Genomic DNA, 25,037 nt, shown 5'->3' with positions numbered 1-25,037 from the left:
TTGGCTGCAAAAGACGCAGTTTGTTTAAAAGGAAATGACAATGAAATACGGCTATTTCGATAACGACAATCGTGAATATGTCATCACACGCCCTGACGTTCCAGCGCCTTGGACCAACTACTTAGGGACAGAAAAATTCTGCACCGTGATCTCTCATAACGCGGGCGGTTACTCTTTTTACAATTCACCAGAATATAACCGTGTTACCAAATTTCGTCCGAACGCTTCTTTTGATCGCCCGGGGCACTATGTTTACTTACGTGACGATGCAACTGGCGACTATTGGTCTATTTCTTGGCAACCCGTAGCAAAAAGCTTAGAAGAAGCGAAGTATGAAGTCCGCCACGGCCTCTCTTACTCCAAATTCAAATGTGAATACAGCGGCATTACTGCCACTAAAACTCTCTTTGTACCGAAAGGCGAAGATGCTGAAATTTGGGATGTCGTCATTAAAAACGATTCCACAGAGACTCGCACTATCAGCGCTTTTTCGTTTGTTGAATTCTCTTTTAGTCACATTCAATCCGATAACCAAAACCATCAGATGTCGCTTTACTCTGCAGGTACCGCTTATCACGCGGGTGTGATTGAGTACGATCTTTACTACAACACCAATGATTTCGAAGGCTTTTACTACTTAGCCTCGACGTTTGATCCAGATTCTTATGATGGACAACGCGATACCTTCCTCGGCTTGTATCGTGACGAAGCCAATCCAATTGCAGTAGAACGTGGTCACTGCTCGAACAGCGCGCAAACCTGCTACAACCATTGCGGTTCGCTGCACAAACAATTTGTGATCCAACCGGGTGAAGAAGTTCGCTTTGCTTATATTTTGGGAATTGGTAAAGGCAATGGCGCGCGTTTGCGTGCTAAGTACCAAGACTTGGCTAATGTCGATGCCGCTTTTGCTGGGATCAAAGCGCATTGGGATGAACGTTGTGCGAAATTCCAAGTAAAATCACCGAATGAAGGCCTTGATACCATGATCAACACTTGGACGCTTTATCAAGCGGAAACGTGTGTGGTGTGGTCTCGCTTTGCCTCTTTCATTGAAGTGGGCGGTCGTACTGGCCTTGGTTACCGTGATACGGCGCAAGATGCCATTTCAGTACCGCACGCAAACCCGAAGATGACCCGTAAACGCTTGGTTGATCTGCTTCGTGGTCAAGTCAAAGCGGGCTATGGCCTACACCTATTTGATCCTGACTGGTTTGATCCAGAAAAAGTGGATGTCAAACCATCAAAATCGCCAACCATTGTACCAACACCAAGTGATGAAGATAAGATCCACGGCATTGAAGATACGTGTTCTGACGATCATCTCTGGCTCGTTCCAACCATCTGTAAATACGTGATGGAAACGGGTGAAACATCCTTCTTTGATGAAGTGATCCCTTACGCCGATGGTGGCAATGCAACGGTTTACGAACACATGAAGGCGGCGCTTAACTTCTCGGCAGAATACGTGGGGCAAACAGGTATCTGCAAAGGCTTACGCGCTGACTGGAACGACTGCTTGAACTTAGGTGGTGGCGAATCATCTATGGTTTCTTTCCTTCACTTTTGGGCGCTGCAAGAGTTTATCGACCTTGCAAAATACCGTGACAATGCAGAGGATGTTGCGAAATATACCGAAATGGCGGCGAACGTACGTGAAGCTTGTGAAACTCACCTTTGGGATGAAGAAGGTGGCTGGTATATCCGTGGCCTGACGAAAAATGGCGACAAGATAGGAACCGCTCAGCAAACTGAAGGTCGAGTTCACCTTGAATCAAACACACTCGCCGTCTTATCGGGCGCAGTGTCGCAAGAGCGTGGTGAAAAAGCGATGGATGCCGTTGATGAGAATCTATTCTCCGAATACGGTCTACATCTGAACGCACCTTCCTTCTCAACCCCTAATGATGACATCGGTTTCGTTACTCGTGTTTATCAAGGTGTTAAAGAAAATGGCGCTATTTTCTCACATCCAAACCCTTGGGCATGGGTTGCAGAAACGAAGCTTGGCCGTGGTGATCGAGCCATGAAGTTCTACGACGCATTAAACCCTTATAACCAAAACGACATCATTGAAAAGCGCGTTGCCGAACCTTACTCATACGTGCAGTTCATTATGGGACGAGATCACCAAGATCACGGCCGTGCAAACCATCCATGGTTAACAGGTACGTCTGGTTGGGCCTACTTTGCCGTCACCAACTTCATTTTGGGTGTTCGTGTCGGTTTTGATGGCCTAGTCGTTGACCCATGCATTCCTACCAATTGGCCTGGTTTTGAAGTCACTCGCCAATGGCGCGGCGCGACTTACAACATCACAGTGCAAAACCCGAACTCCGTCAGTAAAGGGGTGAAAACAATCACAGTGAATGGCGAAGCAGTAGAAGGCGTGATTCCTGTCATGGCACAAGGCAGTGTCAACGATGTAGTGGTTATTCTCGGTTAACACGATTTGAGCCTCAGCGCGAAGGAGCTGAGGCTCAACATTCGTCCCACAAGGATTTTATTATGATCAAATTTGGTACAGGTGGCTGGCGCGCCTTTATTGGTGAAGAGTTTACCAAAGACAACGTCTGTCTAGTGGCTCAATCACTTGCCAACATCATTAACCACGAAAATGTGGCTAACAACGGGTTCGTTATCGGCTACGACCGCCGCTTTCTTTCTGACAAAGCCGCACGTTGGTTCGCGCAAGTCTTAGCAGCGAATGGCGTGGTGGTAAGTTTTATCGATAAGTTTGTTCCTACCCCTATTGTGATGTTCAAGGCCAAAGAGATGAATTGCGCCTATTCGGCGTGTATTACGGCATCCCACAACCCTGCGGACTACAACGGCATCAAAGTGTTCATTGAAGGTGGACGAGACGCTGATGAGGTGATCACGCAAAAAATTGAACAACAAATCGCGTCACTGACGCTTGCCGATGTAAAACACGTCGAATTTGAACAAGCGCTGCAAGATAAATCGATTGTCATCATCAACCCAATGAATGAATTTGTCGATTCAATCATCAACTTTATCGATATTGAAGCGATCAAAAAAGCCAACCTACGTGTGTTGATTGACCCTATGTTTGGCGTCGCGAAAAATGCATTGCAGACGGTTCTGATCAATGGCCGCTGCGATGTGGATGTGATCAATGATGGCAAAAACCCCGATTTTGGCGGTTTAATGCCTTCCCCTAATGCAGCGACTCTTTATCGTCTCAAACATTTAGTGGCCGCAGAAGGTTACGATATTGGGATAGGTACCGACGGTGATGCAGACCGACTTGGTATTATTGATGAGAAAGGCAACTTCATCCATCCTAATGAAGTACTGATCCTGCTTTACTACTACCTGCTTGAATATAAGGGCTGGAAAGGATCCGTGGTGCGTAACATCGCCACCACCCACCTACTGGATAAAATTGCCGCTGACCACGATGAGAAAAGTTTTGAAGTCCCCGTTGGCTTTAAGCACATCAGCTCACAAATGGAAGCGGATGATTCACTAATTGGTGGTGAGAGCTCCGGCGGTTTAACCATTCGTGGACACATCAAAGGTAAAGATGGGGTTTTTGCATCGAGTTTGTTGGTTGAAATGATCAGCGTGACAGGTAAAAAACTCTCCGAATTACTGGGGGAAATTTACGCGAAATACGGTTACGCCTACACCGCAGAAGGTGACTGCAAATTTAAGGCCGCACAAAAAGAGTCGTTGTATAACAAAATCTACGTTGAGAAACAGTTGCCTCAATTTGAGTATGAGATTGAGAAAGTCAGTTACGAAGACGGAGCCAAAGTCTACTTTAAAAACGGCGGCTGGGTTATTGCTCGTTTCTCTGGCACTGAACCATTGCTACGCATTTTTGCTGAAATGGCGGATAAAGACACTGCAGAACGTGTTCTTCAACAGGTGAAAGATTTTCTATCGTTATAGCTTTTACCCACTTCGACTCAAATTTGAGTCGCTATACCCGCACAGTATGAAGAGGTTGTAGGTATATCGATGAAGAACACTTGCCCGGCGTCATGCCGGGCTTTTTTTAAAAAGCCAACACACCTTGCGTATCAATGCTGACTGCAACATTTTGCCCAACGCTCAACGGCTGTGAAGAACTCGCCAGCAACTTACTGCCATACGCATCAATCACATAACGGCAGTGATCGCCCATGAATTGCTGCTCTAACACGCGGACTTTGCTCTCTTGCTGCGCACTAATTTGAATGTGTTGTGGCCGCAGTAGTAATTCGCATTTGGCTTCAAGCTCAATGGGTTGCTGAGCTTTGGCCTCAACCACACCTAAATCGGTCTCAAATTGCCATTCTGAAATTCGTTTGGCGCTTAAATAACTTCCACCACCTAAGAAATCGGCCACAAATTTACTCGACGGTTGGTAGTACAGCTCTGATGCGGTGCCATATTGCTCAATCACACCGTGGTTCATTACCGCCATTTTATCAGCAAAAGCAAAAGCTTCTTCGCGGCTATGGGTCACAAAAATAGCCGTCACACCCTGCTTTTTAAAAATGTTGCGAATTTCACCGATCAACTCATGGCGAACTTGGGTATCGATGTTGGAAAACGGCTCATCAAGCAGCAGTAGATCCGGTTTATACGCTAAGGAGCGAGCAATCGCCACTCGCTGCTGCTGCCCACCCGATAGTTGATGAGGATAACGATTTCCCAGCCCCACCAAATGCACTAATGACAACATCTCTTCGACTTTCGCTTTACACTCGGTTTGAGAGAGTTGACGCAATCCAAACGCGATATTTTCCGCAACAGTTAAGTGAGGAAATAGCGCATAATCTTGGAAAATCATCCCTATGTTTCGCGCTTCCGGTGGCAACCAATGTTGACCATCATCAATCGTTACACAATTAAGGCTCATCACCCCAGAGCTAAGCGGCAGCAAACCCGCAATAGCTTTCAATAAGGTCGTTTTCCCACAACCACTTGCTCCTAATAAACAGACGATTTCTCCCTGTTTGACTTCCAGCGACAGTGATTGTAAAACCGTTTGGTTTTCATATTTGCAAGTCAAATCATGGATAGACAGCGCACAACTCATCAGTGATTTTGCTCCAGTGAACGGTTAACAACGATAAGCGGAATTAAACCAACCGCAACCAAGAGTATCGCAGGCAAAGCAGCCACTTCTAATTGTTCATCCGATGCGTAGTTATAAACATAGGTCGCCAAGGTTTCGAAATTGAACGGACGCAATAATAAAGCGGCATTCAGCTCTTTCATTGACTCAATAAACACCAACAACCCAGCGATCAGCGTACCACGGCGGATCAATGGCAGATGAACTCGCCACAACATAGCGTTCGATCGATAACCCATAGTTCGAGCCGCCATATCCAAAGAAGGTGAGACTTTATTAAGACTACTTTCTATGCTACCAATCGCCACGGCAGAAAAACGCACCACTAAAGCAAAAATAATAGCAAACATCGAACCAGAAAAGATAAGACCCGGTCGCCCCCATTGCATCGCTTTAGCAACATCATTGACCCAATGATCCATAAACAGTACCGGAACCATCACACCAATCGCTAGCACGGTTCCGGGAACCGCATAACCCATAGAAGACAAGCGCATAAACGCTAAAGTCACCCCGTTGGCGTTCAACCGATGGCAAAAATTCACGACCAAAGCAATCAACACCGCCACCAGCGCTGTCGTCAACGAAACCGTTAAGCTATTGATCGCAAAGTCTTGGAACTCCGAAGTCCAACTTTTCGCAAAATAGTGATAAGCGAATGAGACCAACTGCAATAAAGGCAGAAGAAACGCGAGCGCAACTAGCCCCCAACACCAACACAAAGCGGCCCATTTTTTCCACCCTTGCAACTGATAGCGAAAATCTTCATGGCTGTTAAATTGGCTTTGAAATAATTTCTGTTTACGACGGCTATAGCGCTCTGCGCTCAGCAGTAATAATACAATCACCAACATGATGGCGGATATTTTCGCTGCCGCATTCAAATTAGAATAACCGAGCCAAGTGTCATACACCGCAGTCGTTAGGGTATTAACGGCAAAGTAACTCACCGTACCAAAATCACCCACCGTTTCCATCGCCACTAAGGAGAGGCCAACCGCCATCGCGGGCCGTGCAAGCGGTAGTGAAATCAGACGAAAACTCTGCCACGGAGAGCATTTTAATAGACGAGCGGATTGCAATAAGGAGACGTTTTGTTCCATGAATGCTGCACGGCACAGTAGGTAAACATATGGATAAAGCACCAGCGCAAGCACAATGCTTGCCCCGCCCAAACTGCGAATGTCGGGAAACCAGTAATCACCTGCGCCCCAGCCAGTAAGATCTCTAAGTAACACTTGCACTGGGCCTGCGTAGTCAAACCAACCGGTAAAGATGTAACCGATAATATAGCCGGGCATCGCAAGTGGTAACACCAAAGCCCATTGTAAAATGCGTTCGGTAGGCAGCTTACACATCGCCATTAACCAAGCAGTGGGAATGCCAAATAGCAAAGAAAGCCCCATCACACTGAACGTTAATACGACGGTATTAAAGGTATAGGTGGGCATCACTGTTGACATGAGATGAGAAAAAACCTCATCACTTTGTCCCGCAGCGGTAATAAAGATGGCTAAGATCGGCAAAACCAGTAGCACAGTGACACTGGCACTACTGGTTTTCCATAATGTATTTTTTTCTTTCATTGCCTAATTACAATAAGGCTTACTGACACATAAATGCGTTTGCAAATACATCTCATGCCCCTTCAATAGAATAGGGGCACTGTTATACCCCTAGAACCGATTAAAGGTCAAATTTCACTTCATCAAGCAGCTTAATTGCCGCGGCATGATTGTCGGCAATTTTTTCGAGCGGCAGTGGATCCGCTTTAAAATCACCCCATGAAGCGACTAGTGCAGAACGCTCAACACCTGCTTTTACTGGGTATTCAAAGTTGACGTCAGCGTACATGTGCTGTGCTTTATCGCTGGTCAAAAACTCCATCAGCTTAACTGCGTTTTCTTTGTTAGGCGCGTACTTCGCCATCGCCATACCACTCACGTTAACATGCGTGCCTTGCGCATTCTGACCTGGGAAGTTGATGTAGACGGCTTCAGCCCATGATTTTTGCTTCTCATCAGCTAACATTTTCCCTAAATAATAGCTATTACCCAATGAGACATCACACAAACCTTCTTTAATCGCTTTAACTTGGTCACGATCATTACCTTGAGGCTTACGTGCTAAATTTGCTTTGACACCTTCAAGCCAAACTTTAGTGCTCGCTTCGCCTTGCTCTGCAATCATGGATGCAACCAGCGCCACGTTGTAAGGGTGCTTACCACTACGAGTACAGATTTTGCCTTTAAATTCAGGCTTCGCGAGGTCAGCGTAGTTGAAGTCATCACCCAGCTTGCCTACGCGATCGCGTGATGAGTAGACGCTACGGGTACGTATTGTTAGTGCAAACCACTCATCTGCGCTATCGCGATATTGGGCAGGAATGTTAGTTTCAATGGTTTTGTTATCCACCGCTTGGACTAAACCTTTTTCAGATAACTCAAAAAGACGGCTAAATTCTGAGGTTAAAATCACGTCAGCAGGGCTGTACTCACCCTCTTGTACCAATTTCTCAGCAATCCCTTCTTTCGCAAACTTCACATTCACTTTAATGCCCGTTTGTTGAGTGAACTCTTTAAACATCGGCTCAATCAAAAATGGTTGGCGGTATGAGTAAACGTTGACCTCATCTGCCGCCATCGCGCTCGGAGCAATAACACTACATGCTATAGCAGAAAGAGTAAGCAGTTTCTTCATTTCTAGTTCCCTTTAAAATTGGTAATGATAATGTTTATCAGTTTCGTTATTATATTGATGATGGATTGAAAAACAATTCAATCAATAAAAAAACCTGCCTTAATCGGCAGGTTTTTAGGTAGGTTATCTGTAAGGAAATATTACTTTATTGTGACAAATTCTGGGTAGGCCCCCACCCCACAGTCGTGCATATCCATCCCTTCTAACTCTTCTTCTTCCGAAACTCGAATGCCTATCGTTGCCTTAAGGATGCCCCAAACCACAAGACTTGCACCAAATACCCAAGCGAAAATCACTGCGGCTCCAAGTAGTTGAGCGCCAAAAGTCGCATCAGTATTGCTGATTGGCACAACCATTAAACCGAACAAACCACATACGCCATGTACTGAAATTGCGCCGACAGGATCGTCAATTTTCACTTTATCAAGGGCAATAATGCTAAACACCACCAACACACCCGCTACGGCACCAATTGCTACCGCATACAGTGGTGATGGAGAGAGAGGATCAGCAGTAATCGCGACTAACCCGGCCAACGCACCGTTGAGTACCATGGTTAGATCCGCTTTACCCCAAGTGGTTTTACACACTAATAGAGCCGCGATAGAACCCGCTGCTGCAGCGGCATTGGTGTTGAGGAAGATCTGACCCACCGCTGTCGCGTTTTCAAAATCAGACAGCATTAATTGTGAACCACCGTTAAAACCAAACCAGCCAAACCACAGGATAAATGTACCCAAAGTCGCAAGTGGCATGTTGGAGCCCGGAATAGGGTAAATTTCACCATTTTTACCGTATTTACCTTTACGTGCTCCCAACAAGATGACCCCAGCTAGCGCCGCCGATGCACCCGCTAAGTGAACAATACCAGAGCCTGCAAAATCACTGAAACCGGCAGCAGAAAGAAAGCCACCGCCCCAAGTCCAATAGCCTTCCATTGGGTAAATGAATGCGGTCAAAACGACGGAAAAAATAAGGAACGACCACAATTTCATTCGCTCAGCGACAGCGCCAGAAACCACCGACATCGCGGTTGCCACAAACACCACTTGGAAGAAAAAGTCTGATTCAAGGGAGTGATCCGCGCCTTCTGCTTGGCTACCTATCAAGGAGCCGAATGAAGGCAGCCAGCCTGCTTCTGCGTTATCAACATACATAATGTTGTAACCAACCACTAAATACGTGGTACAGGCAATCGCGTACAAACAAAAGTTTTTGGTTAAAATTTCAGTGGTGTTTTTAGAACGGACTAAACCCGCTTCTAACATGGCAAAGCCAGCTGCCATCCACATGACCAACGCACCCGAAATTAAGAAAAAAAACGTATCGAGTGCGTAACGTAGCTCTGTTACCGTTGCTGCTAATTCCATAATGGTTATCTCCAATCCTTTGAATCTTTACAGTGCTTCACTGTCCATTTCGCCAGTGCGAATACGCACAGCTTGGCTGAGGTCATACACAAAAATTTTTCCGTCACCAATTTTTCCGGTGTGCGCCGCTTTGATAATCGCTTCTATCACGCGATCGACATTTTCAGCTTGTGTCGCTATTTCTAATTTCACTTTAGGCAGAAAATCGACTTGATATTCCGCGCCTCGGTAGAGCTCGGTGTGCCCTTTTTGGCGACCAAAGCCTTTCACTTCGGAAACCGTCATCCCTTCGATGCCGACATCGGCCAAAGCTTCACGCACATCGTCTAACTTAAATGGTTTAATTATCGCGTTGATCAGTTTCATTGCATCCTCTCACAAGCAGTAGTCCGTTTACGATCAATACAATCCAAGCTGCGTGCCAACTTTTTAAATCAATGATTTTAAAATATTTTTAACCATTTCCTATGCCAAAAAGAAAAGGGTTGCACAAATGAGGTGCAACCCTTTCCCAAAAATAAAGCGAAGTGGTTAATCTTCACCAGTTTTGTGCAGCGCTAAGTGAAGTCCGCAGGTGAGTAACGTACAAATTCGCACCACTGCTTGATCATCAAAGCAAAATCATCAATGCCGCAGCTTGCGGTGCTTTCACAATCGTAAAAATCAAACTCACTGTCACTATCAAGCGCTTCACCATGCGTCAAAACATTGGCCTGAACCGTGACCTCATCGGCAAGAATCATCACGCTGATTTCCTGCCCCTCAAGCGTCTGCTCTTGATTAAATGCACGTTTCGATGCTGCCATTAGCGCAATAACTTGATCTATTTTGGGAAGATCGTTGCTGATCTCCTCTTGTAGCCAACGGCCAATAATTTCGTGCCCCATCGAAAAAGAGCAGTAATAGCTGCCATCTAGGGTATTTTTTTTAAATTCGTAGTCCATCGGGTTCTCGATATTGGTGCTTGGGGATACGGATAACTTTGTTATTATCGGTGATTATGGCTAACGAAACCACTTGAGATTATGCAGATCACAGAAACCACCGCACGCCAGATTGTAGAAAGAGCGATGAAGATCATCACTTATTCAGTCAACGTAATGGATGAAAAGGGACGCATTATTGGCTCAGGTGATCCCACTCGTTTGCACCAGAAACACGAAGGGGCGATTTTAGCCATCAATGAAAATCGAGTGGTTGAAATTGATCATGCCACCGCCAGTTACCTAAAAGGCGTTAAACCCGGCATCAATTTCCCCATCATTTATCAACAACGAGTGATCGGCGTGGTTGGAATTTCCGGTAACCCAACGGAGGTTCACCGTTATGGCGAGCTGGTCAAAATGACGGCGGAGCTTATCGTTGAACAAGCCGCACTGATGGCACAAGTACAGTGGAATAAGCGCCACCGTGAAGAGCTGCTATTACAACTAATTCAAGGTGCCACTCTCAACGAAACACAACTCAATTCAATCGCCGAGCGATTAGGGCTCGATCTTTCCCAGCCGCGTATCGCTGCCGTGGTCAAATTGATCCCAGATAACGACACTGCCTTATCGCTAGAACACTTACAGCAGTTAGTGCATCTGCTGGAATACCCTGAACGGGATAATTTGGTGGGGATCATTTCAGTTTCTCACAACGAAGTGGTGGTTTTAAAACCCATCTCACTCACCGAAAAAGGTTGGTCACAAGAGGCCGAAACTAAACGAGTCAATCAACTGTTGAAGCGAGTGAAAAAAGAGGGCAAATTCACCATCAAAATTGCACTAGGTGATTATTTTCCAACGCTCTCTGGGTTGGCTCAATCTTATCAAACCGCCAAGTTGACGATGCAAGCCTCCCATCATAAACAGGGAGACGTCTTCTTTTATCAAGATGATAAGTTACCTGTACTGCTCAATAGCGTACAGCATGAGCCATGGAGCCGCGAGCAGTTACGCCAACCCTATACCCTGCTGGAACGGTATGATACTAAGGGAATATTAATTAAAACCCTCCGCCATTATTTTGAGCAAAACTGCGATGTTCATCAAACTTGCCAAACACTGCATATTCACCGTAATACCTTGCGCTATAGGCTTGAAAAAATTGAGCAAGTAACTGCTTTAAAATTCAATCAGTTAAATGACATTACTCACCTTTATTTGGCTTTATCTTGCTTCAAATAAAAACATAAAATTGTGCATTTGCACAATTAATCAGTCGTATCAAAGCCAGTAATCTGTGCAATAGACTGAAGACTCTTTTATTTTTGCTCCCTATATTGCAGCCAATCACTGATAAAAAATATGGATATAGAAGATGATTGAAGTTTCAACTCTCGGAGCTCTGGCCGCATTAGTCGTGGCTATCACGCTCATTCTAAAAAAAGTACCACCCGCCTATGGCATGATCATCGGCGCGTTGGTCGGTGGCGTGATCGGCGGTGTATCGCTGACCGACACCGTTGCTCTGATGATTGGTGGCGCACAAGGCATTGTGACCGCAGTGCTACGCATTCTTGCAGCAGGTATTTTGGCTGGTGTATTGATTGAATCAGGCGCTGCCACTTCCATTGCAGAAACCATAGTGAAAAAGGTTGGAGAAACTCGCGCTTTATTTGCCTTGGCCTTAGCAACCTTAATTTTGACTGCGGTCGGCGTGTTTGTCGACGTGGCAGTAATCACCGTATCTCCTATCGCGCTGGCGATCGCTCGTCGTGCCGATCTCTCCAAGGCGGCCATTCTGCTAGCGATGATTGGCGGCGGTAAAGCGGGTAACGTAATGTCACCTAACCCTAATGCGATTGCCGCAGCCGACGCGTTTAACGTGCCACTTACTTCTGTAATGGCGGCGGGTATTATTCCTGGGATCTGCGGGCTTATTGTGGCTTACTTGATTGCCAAACGTTTAGTCAATAAAGGAAGTAAAGTCTCTACCAGTGAAGTCGTTGCGGTGGATCATTCTAGGCTACCCCGCTTTAGCTCAGCGATCATCGCACCATTAGTGGCGATTGTGTTACTCGCACTACGCCCTATCGCTGGCATCAATGTGGATCCTTTAATTGCACTCCCATTAGGCGGATTAGTCGGTGCGGTCGTGATGGGACGATTTGCAGACACTAACCACTTCGCGGTTTCAGGTTTAACACGCATGGCTCCGGTTGCGGTTATGCTGCTTGGTACTGGTACTTTAGCCGGCATCATCGCCAATTCAGGTCTTAAAGGCGGTTTAATCGAAGTACTGACCGCTTCTGGCTTGCCTTCTTACCTGCTTGCACCGATCTCAGGTGCAATGATGTCACTGGCAACCGCTTCAACCACCGCAGGTACAGCCGTTGCCTCCAGCGTCTTTAGCTCCACTATACTCGAACTAGGCGTACCCGCACTGGCAGGGGCTGCCATGATCCATTCAGGTGCGACCGTACTTGATCATATGCCACACGGTAGTTTCTTCCACGCCACGGGCGGAGCGGTACATATGGACATTCGTGAGCGTCTCACCTTAATTCCTTATGAATCGGCAGTAGGTTTAGTGATTGCCTTCATTTCTGTGATGATTTTTGGCGTATTTGGTCTGTTTGTTTAACGCAGTTAAGGTGTTAAAAAATGAAAATTGTTATTGCTCCAGATTCTTATAAAGAGAGCCTAACGGCAATGGAAGTCGCCACCGCGATAGAGAATGGATTCAAACAAGTGTTGCCCGATGCGCACTACATTAAGTTACCGATGGCTGATGGCGGCGAAGGGACGGTCCAATCACTGGTTGATGCCACTAATGGATCGATTGTTACCACAACCGTAACGGCGCCGCTAGGTGAACAAGTCGAGGCTTTTTATGGCTTAATGGGTGATGGTAAAACAGCGATCATTGAGATGGCGGCCGCATCGGGCTTACACCTGGTGCCGCCAGAGCAACGCAACCCAATGAACACCACCAGCTACGGTACTGGTGAGCTGATTAAAACCGTGCTTGATCAAGGTGTTGAACACATCATCATCGGCATTGGTGGTAGCGCAACCAACGATGGTGGCCTCGGCATGGCGCAAGCCCTCGGCATCCAACTGCTTGATTCAGATGGCAATCCATTAGGCTTTGGGGGCGGTGAATTGTCAAAACTGGCCTCGATTGATCTCACACTACTGGACCCACGTTTAGCCCACATCAAACTGGAGGTCGCCTGCGATGTCGATAATCCACTGTGCGGCGTACAAGGCGCTTCGCACGTCTTTGGCCCACAAAAAGGAGCAACACCCGAGATGGTCGCGCAACTTGATGCCAACCTTGCGCATTATGCAAACATCATCAAAACGCAATTAGGTCGTGATGTTAAAGAGATGCCGGGTGCTGGCGCGGCAGGCGGTTTAGGTGCGGCGCTGGTTGGTCTACTAGGAGCGAGCCTTCGTCCGGGCATTGAAATTGTGATGGATGCCGTGAACCTTAGCGATGTAGTAAAGGATGCCGATTTAGTCATCACTGGGGAAGGACGCATTGATAGCCAAACCATTCACGGTAAAACGCCAATCGGTGTTGCGCGCACTGCCAAACTTTTTTCCGTGCCAGTGATCGGCATTGCAGGCTGCTTATCAGCAGACTGCGCCGTTGTTCACCCACATGGCATTGATGCGGTATTCAGTGTCGTTCCACGCTCGGTCGACTTGCCTACAGCCCTTGCCGAAGCGGTGCAAAATGTAGAAATGACCGCGCGTAATGTCGCGTGTGTTTTTAGCTTGTCTTACAGGCAATAACTATTTCGCTGAATACCATATGACGTTCACACTCATGTTAACTCCATTGACAGAACAACGTTATAAATTATGGGTCAAGTCATTGCTGGCGGATGCAGCCACCGATCGAACTTAATCTAATGCTATTTCAGCATTGAGTGAGAAGCTAGAATGGTAAAAAGCCACCGAATCGGTGGCTTTTTTGTTAGGAGGTTAGCTTGGATAGCTCTTACACCGCTTGCTGGACAATCACACTGTCCGCTTTTTTAGTGTATTGCGCCATACGATGGAAGTTGAGGTAGCGATAGGTGTCAGCTGCAGTTGCGTTGATCTGCTTCGCGTACTCTAGATACTCTTCCAGTGTCGGAATGCGGCCTAAAATGGCACCCACGGCCGACAGCTCTGCCGAAGCAAGGTAAACATTCGCGCCGGTCCCTAAACGGTTCGGGAAGTTACGGGTCGAAGTCGACATAACGGTCGCTTTATCGGCAACACGCGCTTGGTTACCCATACATAACGAACAGCCTGGAGTTTCAATACGTACCCCAGCGCGACCAAAGATGCCGTAATAGCCCTCTTCGATAAGCTGATCTTTGTCCATCTTAGTCGGTGGCGCAACCCACAAACGCGTATCTAACTGACCATTGAACTTCTCAAGCAATTTACCTGCCGCGCGGAAGTGACCAATGTTGGTCATACAAGAACCGATGAAGACTTCATCAATAGGCGTACCTTGTACATCAGAAAGTAAGCGCGCATCGTCTGGGTCATTTGGCGCACATAAAATCGGCTCTTTAATCTCAGCAAGATCAATCTCAATCACATGTGCGTATTCTGCATCACTATCCGCTTGCATCAACTCAGGATTGGCTAGCCACGCTTCCATCGCCGTAATACGACGCTCAATAGTACGGCGGTCACCATAACCTTCGGCGATCATCCACTTCAACATAGTGATGTTAGAGTTGAGGTACTCTTCAATTGAGGCTTGTGACAATTTAACCGTACAACCCGCCGCACTGCGTTCTGCCGAGGCATCAGAAAGTTCAAACGCTTGCTCAACCGTTAAGTGCTCAACCCCTTCGATTTCTAGCACACGGCCAGAGAATTCGTTAATTTTCCCCGCTTTCGCCACTGTAAGCAGGCCTTGCTTAATCCCGTAATAAGGAATCGCGTGCACTAGATCGCGCAGCGTGATGCCCGGCTGCATTTCACCTTTGAAACGCACCAAGACAGATTCTGGCATATCCAGTGGCATCACACCCGTTGCGGCCGCAAAAGCAACCAAGCCAGAACCGGCTGGGAATGAAATGCCAAGCGGGAAGCGTGTATGCGAGTCACCACCAGTACCGACGGTATCAGGTAACAACATACGGTTTAGCCATGAGTGAATAACGCCATCACCCGGACGCAGTGAAACACCGCCACGGTTCATAATGAAATCAGGCAAGGTATGGTGGGTATTCACATCAACCGGCTTTGGATAAGCCGAGGTATGACAGAAAGATTGCATGACTAAGTCAGCAGAAAAACCAAGACACGCCAAATCTTTCAATTCATCACGTGTCATCGGGCCAGTGGTATCTTGCGATCCAACCGTGGTCATTTTAGGTTCGCAGTAAGTCCCCGGACGAACACCCGTCACGCCGCATGCTTTACCGACCATTTTCTGAGCCAGTGTATAACCTTTGCCTGTATCAGCCACTGCAACTGGGCGACGAAATACTGTTGACGCTTCTAAGCCTAGTGCTTCGCGTGCTTTATCCGTTAAACCACGACCAACGATCAGTGGAATACGGCCGCCAGCGCGCACTTCATCAATCAATACGTCGGTTTTAAGCTTGAACGTGGCAAGCACTTCGCCAGTGTCGTGGTTACACACTTTGCCTTCAAATGGGTAAACATCAATCACATCACCCATGTTGAGTTTGGTAACGTCAACTTCAATCGGTAACGCGCCGGCATCTTCCATGGTGTTGAAGAAGATAGGTGCAATTTTACCGCCGAGCACGTAACCACCCGCGCGTTTATTGGGCACAAATGGGATGTCGTCACCCATAAACCACAAAACAGAGTTAGTCGCGGATTTACGAGACGAGCCTGTACCGACCACATCACCCACATAGACTAGCTGATGGCCTTTCTCTTTTAGAGCTTCGATTTGAGTGATAGGGCCAATGCTGCCTGCTTTATCGGGTTGAATGCCTTCACGTTCATTTTTCAACATAGCCAGTGCATGCACTGGAATATCTGGGCGTGACCATGCATCTGGCGCTGGTGACAAATCATCAGTGTTGGTTTCGCCAGTAACTTTAAATACGGTTAGCGTGATCTTCTCTTGAAGCGCCGGTTTTGAAAGGAACCATTCCGCGTCTGCCCATGATTGCAGCACTTTTTGTGCATGTGCATTACCCGCTTTTGCTTTCTCTTCTACGTCATAGAACGCATCAAACATCAGTAGAGTACGCGATAGTGCATCAGCCGCAATAGGTGCCAGCTCAGCATCATCAAGCAATGAGACTAGCGGCTCGATGTTATAACCGCCTTGCATAGTTCCGAGTAGTTGCGCAGCTTTTGCGCGGCTCACTAACGGTGAAGAGACCTCACCTTTAGTTATGGCGGTTAAAAAGCCCGCTTTAACATAAGCGGCCTCATCCACACCGGGAGGAATTCGATTTTCAAGGAGATCAAGCATGAACGCTTCTTCACCTTGAGGGGGATTTTTCAACAGTTCAACAAGTCCTGCGACTTGTTCAGCATTTAGGGGTCTAGGAACAACTCCTTCGGCAGCACGCTCTGCGACGTGTTTACGGTAGGCTTCAAGCACGACTTTTTCCTCTCATTGCGGTTTACCCCATTATTATTGACATGATGGGCAAACATCCTTGGAAACTTGGCTCTCCATTGCCAGATATTTTTATGTAATCAGCGGCAGAGAGGCCAAACTGTGGGACGAAGAATAGCAAATTTAACTTTAAATTAAAATCTTATCATTTTGACCAACATAGCAACTTAAGACTAAAGTTCTATGATTTTTGAGTCACTTACCGCCCACTTTTCAGCTCAATTCTCGCTAAAAGGTAGTGCCAATACTCAAGTATATCGAATCAAAATTATCTTCGGTTCGACCATAAGCAAACATAATCGGTCCAATCGGTGAATCAACACCGGCAAACACCGATCCCGCACCGTATAATGGGGCGGTATCAAAGCTTAGATCAGGATCAGACCATACACCGCCGTATTCTATTGATGCACCGACATAAAATGGGGAACTGAACAGGCCAAAGTCATTATCAAACCAGCGATAACGATACACCAAACTGGTGAACGCTTTATTCTGTCCAATCAAGCTGTTACGAGGAATACCAGATAAATTTAAGAAACCACCAATCGATTTAGGGTTTATCGGCTCACTAGAATTTTTACTTTGTACCACACCGTAATCAAGATTACCGACCAAAGTATGGCGACCAAAGCTGTAAGCGGCGATCAGTTCACCGGAAAATTCATACACGGTATCGTTTGATTCAAGATCGGAAGAGACGCCAGAAACTTTATCGTGCGATGCAAGATACTCAAGATCAAGATAAACGCCCTGAGTAGGCAAGCTGAAGTCATCTAAGGTATCAATGCGGTAGTTAGCAAACACACCAGCACGGGTGTAATCCATATTTCCCATGGATGGCCAATTTGACACTTCAGCCTCCCCATCGGTATAGCGGATCCCTAACTTAAACTCTCGCCATAATTTATCTTGATAACCAAGCGACAATTCTCCAATCCATTCTAAATAGCTGATCGGCAAATAGTCTTTACTGGCTTCTAGACTGGTGTCATCAAACCCTTGCATTGGCTTATTACGTTTATCATTGCTAAACGAAATCAAAGCTGAGGTAAACGCTTTTTGCCCTGAGAACAGAGGAGAAAAAAGCTCCGCTTCGATGATCTTATCGGTGCCCATTTCTAAATTGAAACGTAATTCAGAACCAAACGAATTTAAGTTAGTGAAATTGGAAGAGATACCCAGCGCATACTGACTATCCGTATGAAAATCATCTTCTAAGAAAAAGCGAAAATTGAGGTAATTTGGCCCCCAAGATTTCTCTTTTACATCGATGACCAGTTGGTTCTTTCCTTCAAATTCTCGGTATTCATAGGTCACTAACTCAAAGCGATCCAATGCATAGAGATTTTCGACCGTCGCTTCAATCTGCTCGGTTGATAGCGGTTGTCCTGTCTTTAAATGTAAACGGTTTTTTAACAATTGATCGCTGTAATGACTGCGGTTGTTGAGTACGATTTCATCAACCTGCACATCATCGCCATAAATTAAAGCCCTGCGGCGAGCTTGTTTTGCTTCCACATAGCGTTGATAACTAGCACTCGATAATGACAACGAAGTCAATACCGATTGGTTCGCCATTGCAATCTCATACCCTTTTTCATAAGCGGTAGGCATTTTATCAAATTCAGTGGTTTCCATACTGCCGACATCAGGGCGTAAAAAGACATCTTGCTCATTCAATAAACGTGCTTGTTTTTGAGTGCTTCTTTGTACGAGATAGTTGGAAAGCTGATCGGCTACCGTCAAAAAGGTGGTGAAAGCTTCTTGGTTTTTGTAATCGGTACTGATATCTATCGCGATAACAATATCAGCCCCTAAGGCACGTGCAACATCAACAGGCATGTTATTGGTCACACCGCCATCGACTAACCAACGACCATTAACTTCGTAAGGTGGCAGTGCTCCGGGTACTGACATACTCGCCATCATCGCATCCACTAAATAGCCACGATCCAACACTACTTCCTCAAGAGCAATGATATCAGTGGCTACCGCGCGATAAGGGATAGGCAGTTGATCAAAGGACTGAAATTCAGAGAGATTGCCCGACGTTTCTCGCAAAATACGCAACATATTCTGCCCTTGCACCACACCGCGTGGTGCACGGATCTCCCCCCAACGCAGTCCAAGGTCGGTGGTCAGTTGATAGCGGTCTTCGTACTCTTTATCCCGAACACGACGTTGGCTGCGGTTAACCCGGTCACGATAACCTTCATTCCAATCCACGCTGTAAATTAAACTTTCAATTTCATCGGCGCTCATGCCACTGGCATATAAACCGCCGACATAAGCGCCCATACTGGTACCAGTAATGAAATCAACGGGGATGCGCATCTCTTCCAGCGCTTTGAGAACGCCAATGTGCGCTGCACCTTTTGCTCCGCCACCAGCAAGTACCACAGCAATCTTGGGGCGCTCAGTACTGTTCAACATAGATTCTTTAGTTGGTGGCTCATCGGCCACCGCGAAAGTCGCAGGAAACATGAATACCAAGAACAATAAGTTACTTAAAAACTGTTTCACGACTCTTCCTTAAATCCCTTTGAGATCGATTTAATATAAACTCCCCCAGCTACCACTGAAAGAGATTTTTTAACCATTGTCCTGGTTGTTTATCACAGCTCTGTTTCAATGCGCCGTTTTTATCCCACATGGGCAGTTTAAATTCGTTGTGACAATCTTGGACTAATTCACCCTCGGCACTGGTTTTAAAGCCAATCGTAGTAATGCCTTGCGGCCAAGGAAGAAGTAATTTTTCCGGGATACGATGTTGTAAATATTCCGCATACACCCGTAATGCACCACTCGAACCCGTAAGTTTGATCGGCTGATTATCATCGCGGCCAAGCCAAACCGTGGTGACTTCACGGCCATCCACCCCGACAAACCAACTGTCGCGGCTATCGTTAGTGGTACCAGTTTTCCCCGCCAATGCCGCCCAAGCGAACTGATTATTGAGATAGCGCCCGGTCCCTTCAAGTACTCCTCGCTTCATCGCATAAGTTGTAAGCCACGCCGCTTGCTGCTCAACAGCTTGGGATACTTTGGGAATTGATTGATAGAGCACATTGCCCTCTAAATCCAATACCGAGCGCAGCGCCGATAAGGGCGCTTTTTTACCCGAGTTGGTTAAAGTTTGGTACATCTGCGCCACTTGATAAGGCGTCAGAGAGAACGCACCAAGAAACATCGATGGTACAGGACGGATCTCCTCTTTGTTGACACCGAGCCGCACCAAAGTGTCAGAAACTTGTTCAATCCCAAGCTGCATGCCCAATTGTACCGTAGGCACATTCAGTGATTTGGCCAACGCGAGATACAGCGGCACTTCACCACGGAACTGACGATCAAAATTGCGCGGTGACCACACTTCACCTTTGTTCCCTTTGAGTGTGATGGGTTTGTCGATCAGCGTGCTGGCTAAGTTGTATTTATCTGGCTGTGCAAGTGCGGTGAGATAGACCGCTGGTTTGACTAACGAGCCGATAGGACGGCTTGCATTTAAAGCGCGGTTAAAGCCGTCATAACCGGTCTGTTTACCGCCAACCATGGCACGTATCTCACCACTGGTTCGATCAACAGCGATCGCTGCGGCTTCTAAGTTTTTCCCCGCCGTTTTGGAAAGCACTGGAATTTGTCGATCAATCGCCAGCTCCAATTTGGCTTGCGAAACAGGATCGAGCGAGGTAAAAACGCGCAAGCCAGTATCCGCTTTGAAGGCGTCGCCCACTTTCTCTTTCAGTTCAATTTTTAACTGCTGAAAATACGCTGGCTGCCGGCTGGCAATGTGAGGATGCTTTTGCACATCTAACGGTCGACTGGCCGCTTGTTCAAACTGTTTAGCCGTCAAAATATCTTGCTGCATCATCAGCTTTAAAACCAAGTCGCGACGCTCTTTAGCACGTTCAGGGTAACGCGCAGGGTTATAATAAGAAGGCCCTTTAACCATGCCTACTAACAACGCTAATTGATCAATGCGCAATTCTTGCAATGGTTGACCGAAATAAAGCCGTGAGGCGAGGCCGAAACCGTGAATCGCCTCACCGCCACTTTGCCCCAAATAAACCTCATTTAGATAGGCTTCTAAAATGCGATCTTTACTGTAGCGATAGTCAATAATGAGCGCCATATAAGCTTCACGCACTTTACGCCATAAGGTTCGATCGCTGGATAAGAAAATATTTTTTGCCAGCTGTTGAGTTAACGTGCTGCCGCCTTGCACGGTGCGCCCAGCCTTAATGTTGGCTACTAAAGCACGGGCAATCGCAAATGGAGAGATGCCATCATGTTGATAAAAATAGCGATCCTCGGTCGCAAGCAACGCATCCACCATCACTTCAGGAAACTGATCACGACGTAAAAATAGCCGCTGCTCATCGTTGCCTTTTTCAAGCATGCCGAGCATTTTGGGCTCAATACGCAAGTAACCTAAATCCCCTTTTTGTTCAAGAGATTGGATACGAACTAAACCGCTGTCATTAAAATGGAGCATCACATGGCGGTCAGGCTCAGGGCCATCGGCAAACTCAAAAGGGCGGCGGATGATCTCAATTTTGCTTGATGATGAAGAGTACTCGCCAGCATAGCGTGGTTGGTTCACTTTGCGATAGTTGAGTACATCAAGCTCATTGCGCAGCTCTTGCAGCGGGATGTCATCACCGGGTGCTAAATTCAAAATGCGCGCATACACGACGGTCGGTAAATCAAAAAGCTGGCCTTCGAAGCGTTGTTTGACCACGCTATTTAGGTAAATACCAACAAACAACAGCACCGCGGCCAGTGCAAGGCTCAGTTTCCAGCCAATACCCCACACAATTTTCCACCATGCTTTGCGTGGCGGTGAAGGCTTCTTGGCCGGACGACGTGAAGTTTTTTTTACGCTATTTTTTTGAGTGCCCGTAGGCTTTTTCTGGGTTGTCATTGTGCTAATTGCCGCTTAGTTTTCGTCGTCGCTATGTGGTTGGCAGGATCATCAGGCCAAACGTGTTTTGGGTAACGCCCTTTCATCTCTTTTTGTACTTCTTTATAAGCACCCTGCCAGAAACCGGCGAGATCTTGAGTTACTTGCAAAGGCCGCTGCGCAGGTGAGAGCAGTTCCATCACCACTTTTTTTCGCCCTTGAGCGATGGTGGGGGAATCTTGCTCGCCAAACATCTCCTGCATACGAACCGACAACATCGGCTCCGCGCCCAGTTGATAGCGAATGGCGGCTCGATTGCCTGTGGGTAGCGGGTGGTGAGTTGGAAGCCAGCGATCAATCTCTTGGTTTAATGGCCAACCTAAATAGGCATTGAGCGCATCAAAAAGCGGTACTTTCGCTAACGCTTTGACCGATTTTACTCCGACTAAATAGGGGGCTAACCAAATTTCAAGATCATCAAGCAGCGCTTGTTCCTCGACAGCAGGCCACGCCGCTTCCGGTAGCCATTGCGCAGCGCAACGTATGCGCGTTAATAAAGCGCTCGCCGCTTCGCTCCACTGTAATACCGATAGCCCCTTGCGACGAACATAATTGAGCAAAGCTTGCGTCATTTTTTCATGAGCAGGCTCTGGCAATGCTTCACGCTCAACGACCAATTTACCGCACAGGGTTAGCCTTTCCGCGCAAAGTTTCCCTGCTTTCTCATCCCAATCGACTCGTTCTTGTGTACTAAATAGCTCTGGAAAATGGGCTTGCAGTGCATCAATGTCCAACTCTGTCGCAACAAAGATTTGACTCGCTTGTGAGCCGCTGCGCATTAAATCCACCACCACTAAATAGTGTGCGCCCGCGAGGCGTTCATCGTCACGCATTTGCGCACCGTGACCATTCGCCAGTAAAAACTGCCCCCGTTGCGACTCGCTGCGACGCTGGGCAATGCGATCGGGAAAAGCCAAACTCAGCACTAACGCCAACAATGATTCATCCACTTGTGTTAGCTGAAATTGGCCACCGAGTGCGCGCGCAAGCGTCGTGGCACGCTGATGTAGGTTTTGTGTTTTAGGGTGAGTAGCTTGCTGCCAACGCATTAAGCTATGTTGTAAATCCAGCACATTACGCTCAGGCTCTTCCAATAAAGCGGTCACAGCGAGCGCCGTATTTAGCATTGAATCACTCGTTTGATGGGCTTTGAGCAGCATACTCACCAGCCTTGGTTCCACACCGAGTGACTGCGCTTTTTTACCCAATGCGCTGAGCTGCTGTTTGCTGTCCATCAAACCAAGCGTATGCAATAGACTCCAAGCTTGCTGCATCGCTGCTGCTGGTGGAGTATCCAACCAAGGCAAATCATTGACCGACACCACACCCCACTGCGCAAGCTCCATCGCTAAAGGCGCTAAGTCACTGTGCAATATTTCCGCGCTCGGCACTTGGGGTTGCTGCTTATATTGTGCTTCGCTGTAAAGGCGCAAACAGATGCCAGATTCTAGGCGTCCGGCGCGCCCCGTGCGTTGCTGCGCCGATGACTGGGCAATTTTCACTTGCTCTAAACGAGTGATGCCCGTTTTAAGATCAAACTTCGCTATCCGCTCTAGTCCTGCATCCACCACTAAGCGTATCCCCTCAATGGTCAGCGATGTTTCGGCAATATTAGTCGCTAGCACAATTTTCCGTTTGCCTGCTACTGCAGGCGCAATCGCTTTTTGCTGCGCTTGTAGACTCAACTGCCCGTATAAAGGACAAATATCAAACTCATCGGCTAAGTGTGCGAGCTGCTGTTCAAGCTGTTTAATGGCTGAAACGCCAGGTAAAAATGCCAGCAGAGAGCCACTTTCAGCTCGCATCAAGCCTTCAATCTGTTTGCTCATCGTCGGCACAAGATAATCATTGGCTCGCAGCGGTGCATAGCGCACTTCAACCGGATAAGCGCGACCTTCAGATTGCACATAAAGTGCTTGGGGTAATAATGACTGCAATGCCAGTTGATCTAAGGTTGCCGACATTACGACGATTTTAAGATCTTCTCGCAGCGCTGATTGCACTTCCAAACTCAATGCGAGAGCCGTATCCGCGTGAATACTCCGCTCGTGATACTCATCGAAGATCAAGAGATCGATGCCGCTTAGCTCAGGATCGGTTTGGATCATACGTGTCATGATCCCTTCTGTCACAATTTCAAGCTGCATCGCTGCGCTGACTTTACTCTCACCACGCATACGATAGCCGACAGTTTGCCCAACACTCTCACCTAATTGCTGTGATAAATAGCAAGCAATACTGCGCGCCGCTAAACGACGCGGTTCAAGCATGATGATCTTACCCGTGAATAATTGCGCTTTTAATAGCTGTAACGGGAAATGGGTCGACTTACCCGCACCGGGAGCGGCTTTGACAATCATCTGTGGGTGAGCTTGTACTCCCGCCAGCAGCTCGGGCATCACAGCTTGAATGGGCAATTGTGACAATGTGCAATCCTTATGGTTAAATGGCGGCAACATTGTACATAAAAACAGTAGATAAATGCAGTTCAATCCTCCACTTCGATCCGCGACCTTACTCAAACGCTACAAGCGTTTTTTGGCCGATATTGAGTTTGCCGATGGTCAGCAAGAGACTATTCACTGCGCCAATACTGGCGCGATGACGGGCTGCGCCGAGGCGGGTAATCGTGTCTGGTTCTCCACCTCAGACAACCCTAAACGTAAATACCCACACAGTTGGGAGCTGACTGAAACCCAGCAAAGCCACTGCATTTGCGTCAACACGGCTCGGGCGAATACGCTGGCAGTAGAAGCGATTCAAAACGGCATCATCAAAGAGCTGCAAGGATATGAGCAATTACAAACTGAAGTGCGCTACGGCCAAGAAAATAGCCGAATTGATATCTTGCTCAAATCACCCTCTAAACCGACGTGCTATATAGAAGTGAAAAGCGTCACCTTATTGGATGAGCGTTACTCTCCACACGACGATGTCGCCTGCAATTCAGGACAAGGTTATTTCCCCGATGCCGTTACAACGCGTGGACAAAAGCATTTGCGTGAATTAACGGAAATGGCAAAAAGTGGAAGCAGAGCAGTACTTTTGTTTGCTGTTTTGCATTCAGGGATTGAAAAAGTCTCGCCTGCACTCCATATAGACGCAAACTATTCACTATTATTGAAACAAGCGCAAAAAGAAGGGGTGGAAGTACTGTGCTACAAGGCTGTACTTTCAAGGAATGAAATCAAGCTCGTTAACACTGTAGAATTCGCCCATTAGTGACAAAAAATTGATGGCGCCTTCACATTGACAATAAGTTTACGATTGAGTGTTTGCCTCCTATAGATCTTTTTGCTATAGATACCCGCCTAAAATTAGCTGCTCGCGCAGTTGACTAGGTGTTAGTAGGAGA

The 25,037-nt window shown here is 47.1% G+C and carries 16 protein-coding genes; 6 read left to right on the top strand and 10 right to left on the bottom strand.

The features are described from left to right. The first annotated feature begins 40 nt into the window (after positions 1-40). Positions 41-2,446 carry a N,N'-diacetylchitobiose phosphorylase gene (locus tag EXZ60_RS08200; protein ID WP_277435538.1) on the top strand — a complete coding sequence of 802 codons (2,406 nt, stop codon included), beginning with the start codon at positions 41-43 and terminating at the stop codon, positions 2,444-2,446. 62 nt (positions 2,447-2,508) lie between these two features. Continuing rightward, entirely contained in the window at positions 2,509-3,921 is a 1,413-nt protein-coding gene (locus EXZ60_RS08195; protein ID WP_013857648.1) for a phosphoglucomutase/phosphomannomutase family protein, read from the top strand. 106 nt (positions 3,922-4,027) lie between these two features. Here EXZ60_RS08195 and EXZ60_RS08190 read toward each other — a convergent pair whose 3' ends face one another. The 6 genes from EXZ60_RS08190 to EXZ60_RS08165 form a co-directional block, all read right to left on the bottom strand. Next, positions 4,028-5,056 carry an ABC transporter ATP-binding protein gene (locus EXZ60_RS08190; protein WP_277435537.1) on the bottom strand — a complete coding sequence of 343 codons (1,029 nt, stop codon included), beginning with the start codon at positions 5,054-5,056 and terminating at the stop codon, positions 4,028-4,030. Further along, a complete protein-coding gene (locus EXZ60_RS08185) occupies positions 5,056-6,681 on the bottom strand; it encodes an iron ABC transporter permease (protein WP_096036011.1) in 1,626 nt (541 codons plus the stop codon). The genes EXZ60_RS08190 and EXZ60_RS08185 overlap by 1 nt, the downstream gene beginning before the upstream one ends. A gap of 100 nt (positions 6,682-6,781) precedes the next feature. Continuing rightward, entirely contained in the window at positions 6,782-7,795 is a 1,014-nt protein-coding gene (locus EXZ60_RS08180) for a Fe(3+) ABC transporter substrate-binding protein (protein ID WP_277435536.1), read from the bottom strand. 140 nt (positions 7,796-7,935) lie between these two features. Beyond that, positions 7,936-9,165, bottom strand: coding sequence for an ammonium transporter (locus tag EXZ60_RS08175; RefSeq protein WP_026027365.1), 1,230 nt, complete (start codon positions 9,163-9,165; stop codon positions 7,936-7,938). Positions 9,166-9,192: 27 nt separating this feature from the next. Further along, positions 9,193-9,531, bottom strand: coding sequence for a P-II family nitrogen regulator (locus tag EXZ60_RS08170; protein WP_010317537.1), 339 nt, complete (start codon positions 9,529-9,531; stop codon positions 9,193-9,195). A gap of 191 nt (positions 9,532-9,722) precedes the next feature. Next, positions 9,723-10,109 (bottom strand): YacL family protein, encoded by a 387-nt coding sequence (locus EXZ60_RS08165; protein ID WP_010317535.1) that lies wholly within the window; start codon positions 10,107-10,109, stop codon positions 9,723-9,725. Between the two features lie 81 nt (positions 10,110-10,190). Between EXZ60_RS08165 and EXZ60_RS08160 the strand changes: the two genes are divergently transcribed. The 3 genes from EXZ60_RS08160 (at position 10,191) to EXZ60_RS08150 (ending at position 13,895) form a co-directional block, all read left to right on the top strand. Further along, positions 10,191-11,336, top strand: a complete 1,146-nt coding sequence (locus tag EXZ60_RS08160) for a sugar diacid recognition domain-containing protein (RefSeq protein ID WP_013857654.1) — start codon at positions 10,191-10,193, stop codon at positions 11,334-11,336. Between the two features lie 133 nt (positions 11,337-11,469). Next, entirely contained in the window at positions 11,470-12,735 is a 1,266-nt protein-coding gene (locus tag EXZ60_RS08155) for an SLC13 family permease (RefSeq protein ID WP_277435535.1), read from the top strand. Positions 12,736-12,755: 20 nt separating this feature from the next. Beyond that, a complete protein-coding gene (locus EXZ60_RS08150) occupies positions 12,756-13,895 on the top strand; it encodes a glycerate kinase (protein ID WP_277435534.1) in 1,140 nt (379 codons plus the stop codon). 208 nt (positions 13,896-14,103) lie between these two features. Here the strand turns inward: EXZ60_RS08150 and acnB are convergent, their stop codons facing one another. The 4 genes from acnB to hrpB all read right to left on the bottom strand — a co-directional run bounded on the left by acnB (position 14,104) and on the right by hrpB (position 24,108). After that, positions 14,104-16,701 carry a bifunctional aconitate hydratase 2/2-methylisocitrate dehydratase gene (gene acnB / locus EXZ60_RS08145; protein WP_013857657.1) on the bottom strand — a complete coding sequence of 866 codons (2,598 nt, stop codon included), beginning with the start codon at positions 16,699-16,701 and terminating at the stop codon, positions 14,104-14,106. A 246-nt stretch (positions 16,702-16,947) separates the two neighbouring features. After that, positions 16,948-19,245: a patatin-like phospholipase family protein gene (locus tag EXZ60_RS08140; protein ID WP_277435533.1), complete on the bottom strand. Its 2,298-nt coding sequence runs from the start codon at positions 19,243-19,245 to the stop codon at positions 16,948-16,950. A gap of 49 nt (positions 19,246-19,294) precedes the next feature. Next, complete coding sequence (gene mrcB, locus EXZ60_RS08135; RefSeq protein ID WP_277435532.1) at positions 19,295-21,643, bottom strand: penicillin-binding protein 1B; 2,349 nt, start codon at positions 21,641-21,643, stop codon at positions 19,295-19,297. Beyond that, positions 21,640-24,108 carry an ATP-dependent helicase HrpB gene (gene hrpB, locus EXZ60_RS08130; RefSeq protein ID WP_277435531.1) on the bottom strand — a complete coding sequence of 823 codons (2,469 nt, stop codon included), beginning with the start codon at positions 24,106-24,108 and terminating at the stop codon, positions 21,640-21,642. The genes mrcB and hrpB overlap by 4 nt, the downstream gene beginning before the upstream one ends. Positions 24,109-24,163: 55 nt before the next feature. Here hrpB and sfsA point away from each other — a divergent pair, with 55 nt between their 5' ends. Continuing rightward, positions 24,164-24,904: a DNA/RNA nuclease SfsA gene (gene sfsA, locus EXZ60_RS08125; RefSeq protein WP_277435530.1), complete on the top strand. Its 741-nt coding sequence runs from the start codon at positions 24,164-24,166 to the stop codon at positions 24,902-24,904. Positions 24,905-25,037 lie beyond the last annotated feature (133 nt).

This window comes from Vibrio sp. 1151_11 (assembly GCF_029478525.1).
GTDB classification, from domain to species: Bacteria; Pseudomonadota; Gammaproteobacteria; order Enterobacterales; family Vibrionaceae; genus Vibrio; species Vibrio anguillarum.
The sequence above is the reverse complement of the archived record's forward strand: the minus strand, read 5'-3'. Positions and strand labels throughout refer to the sequence as shown.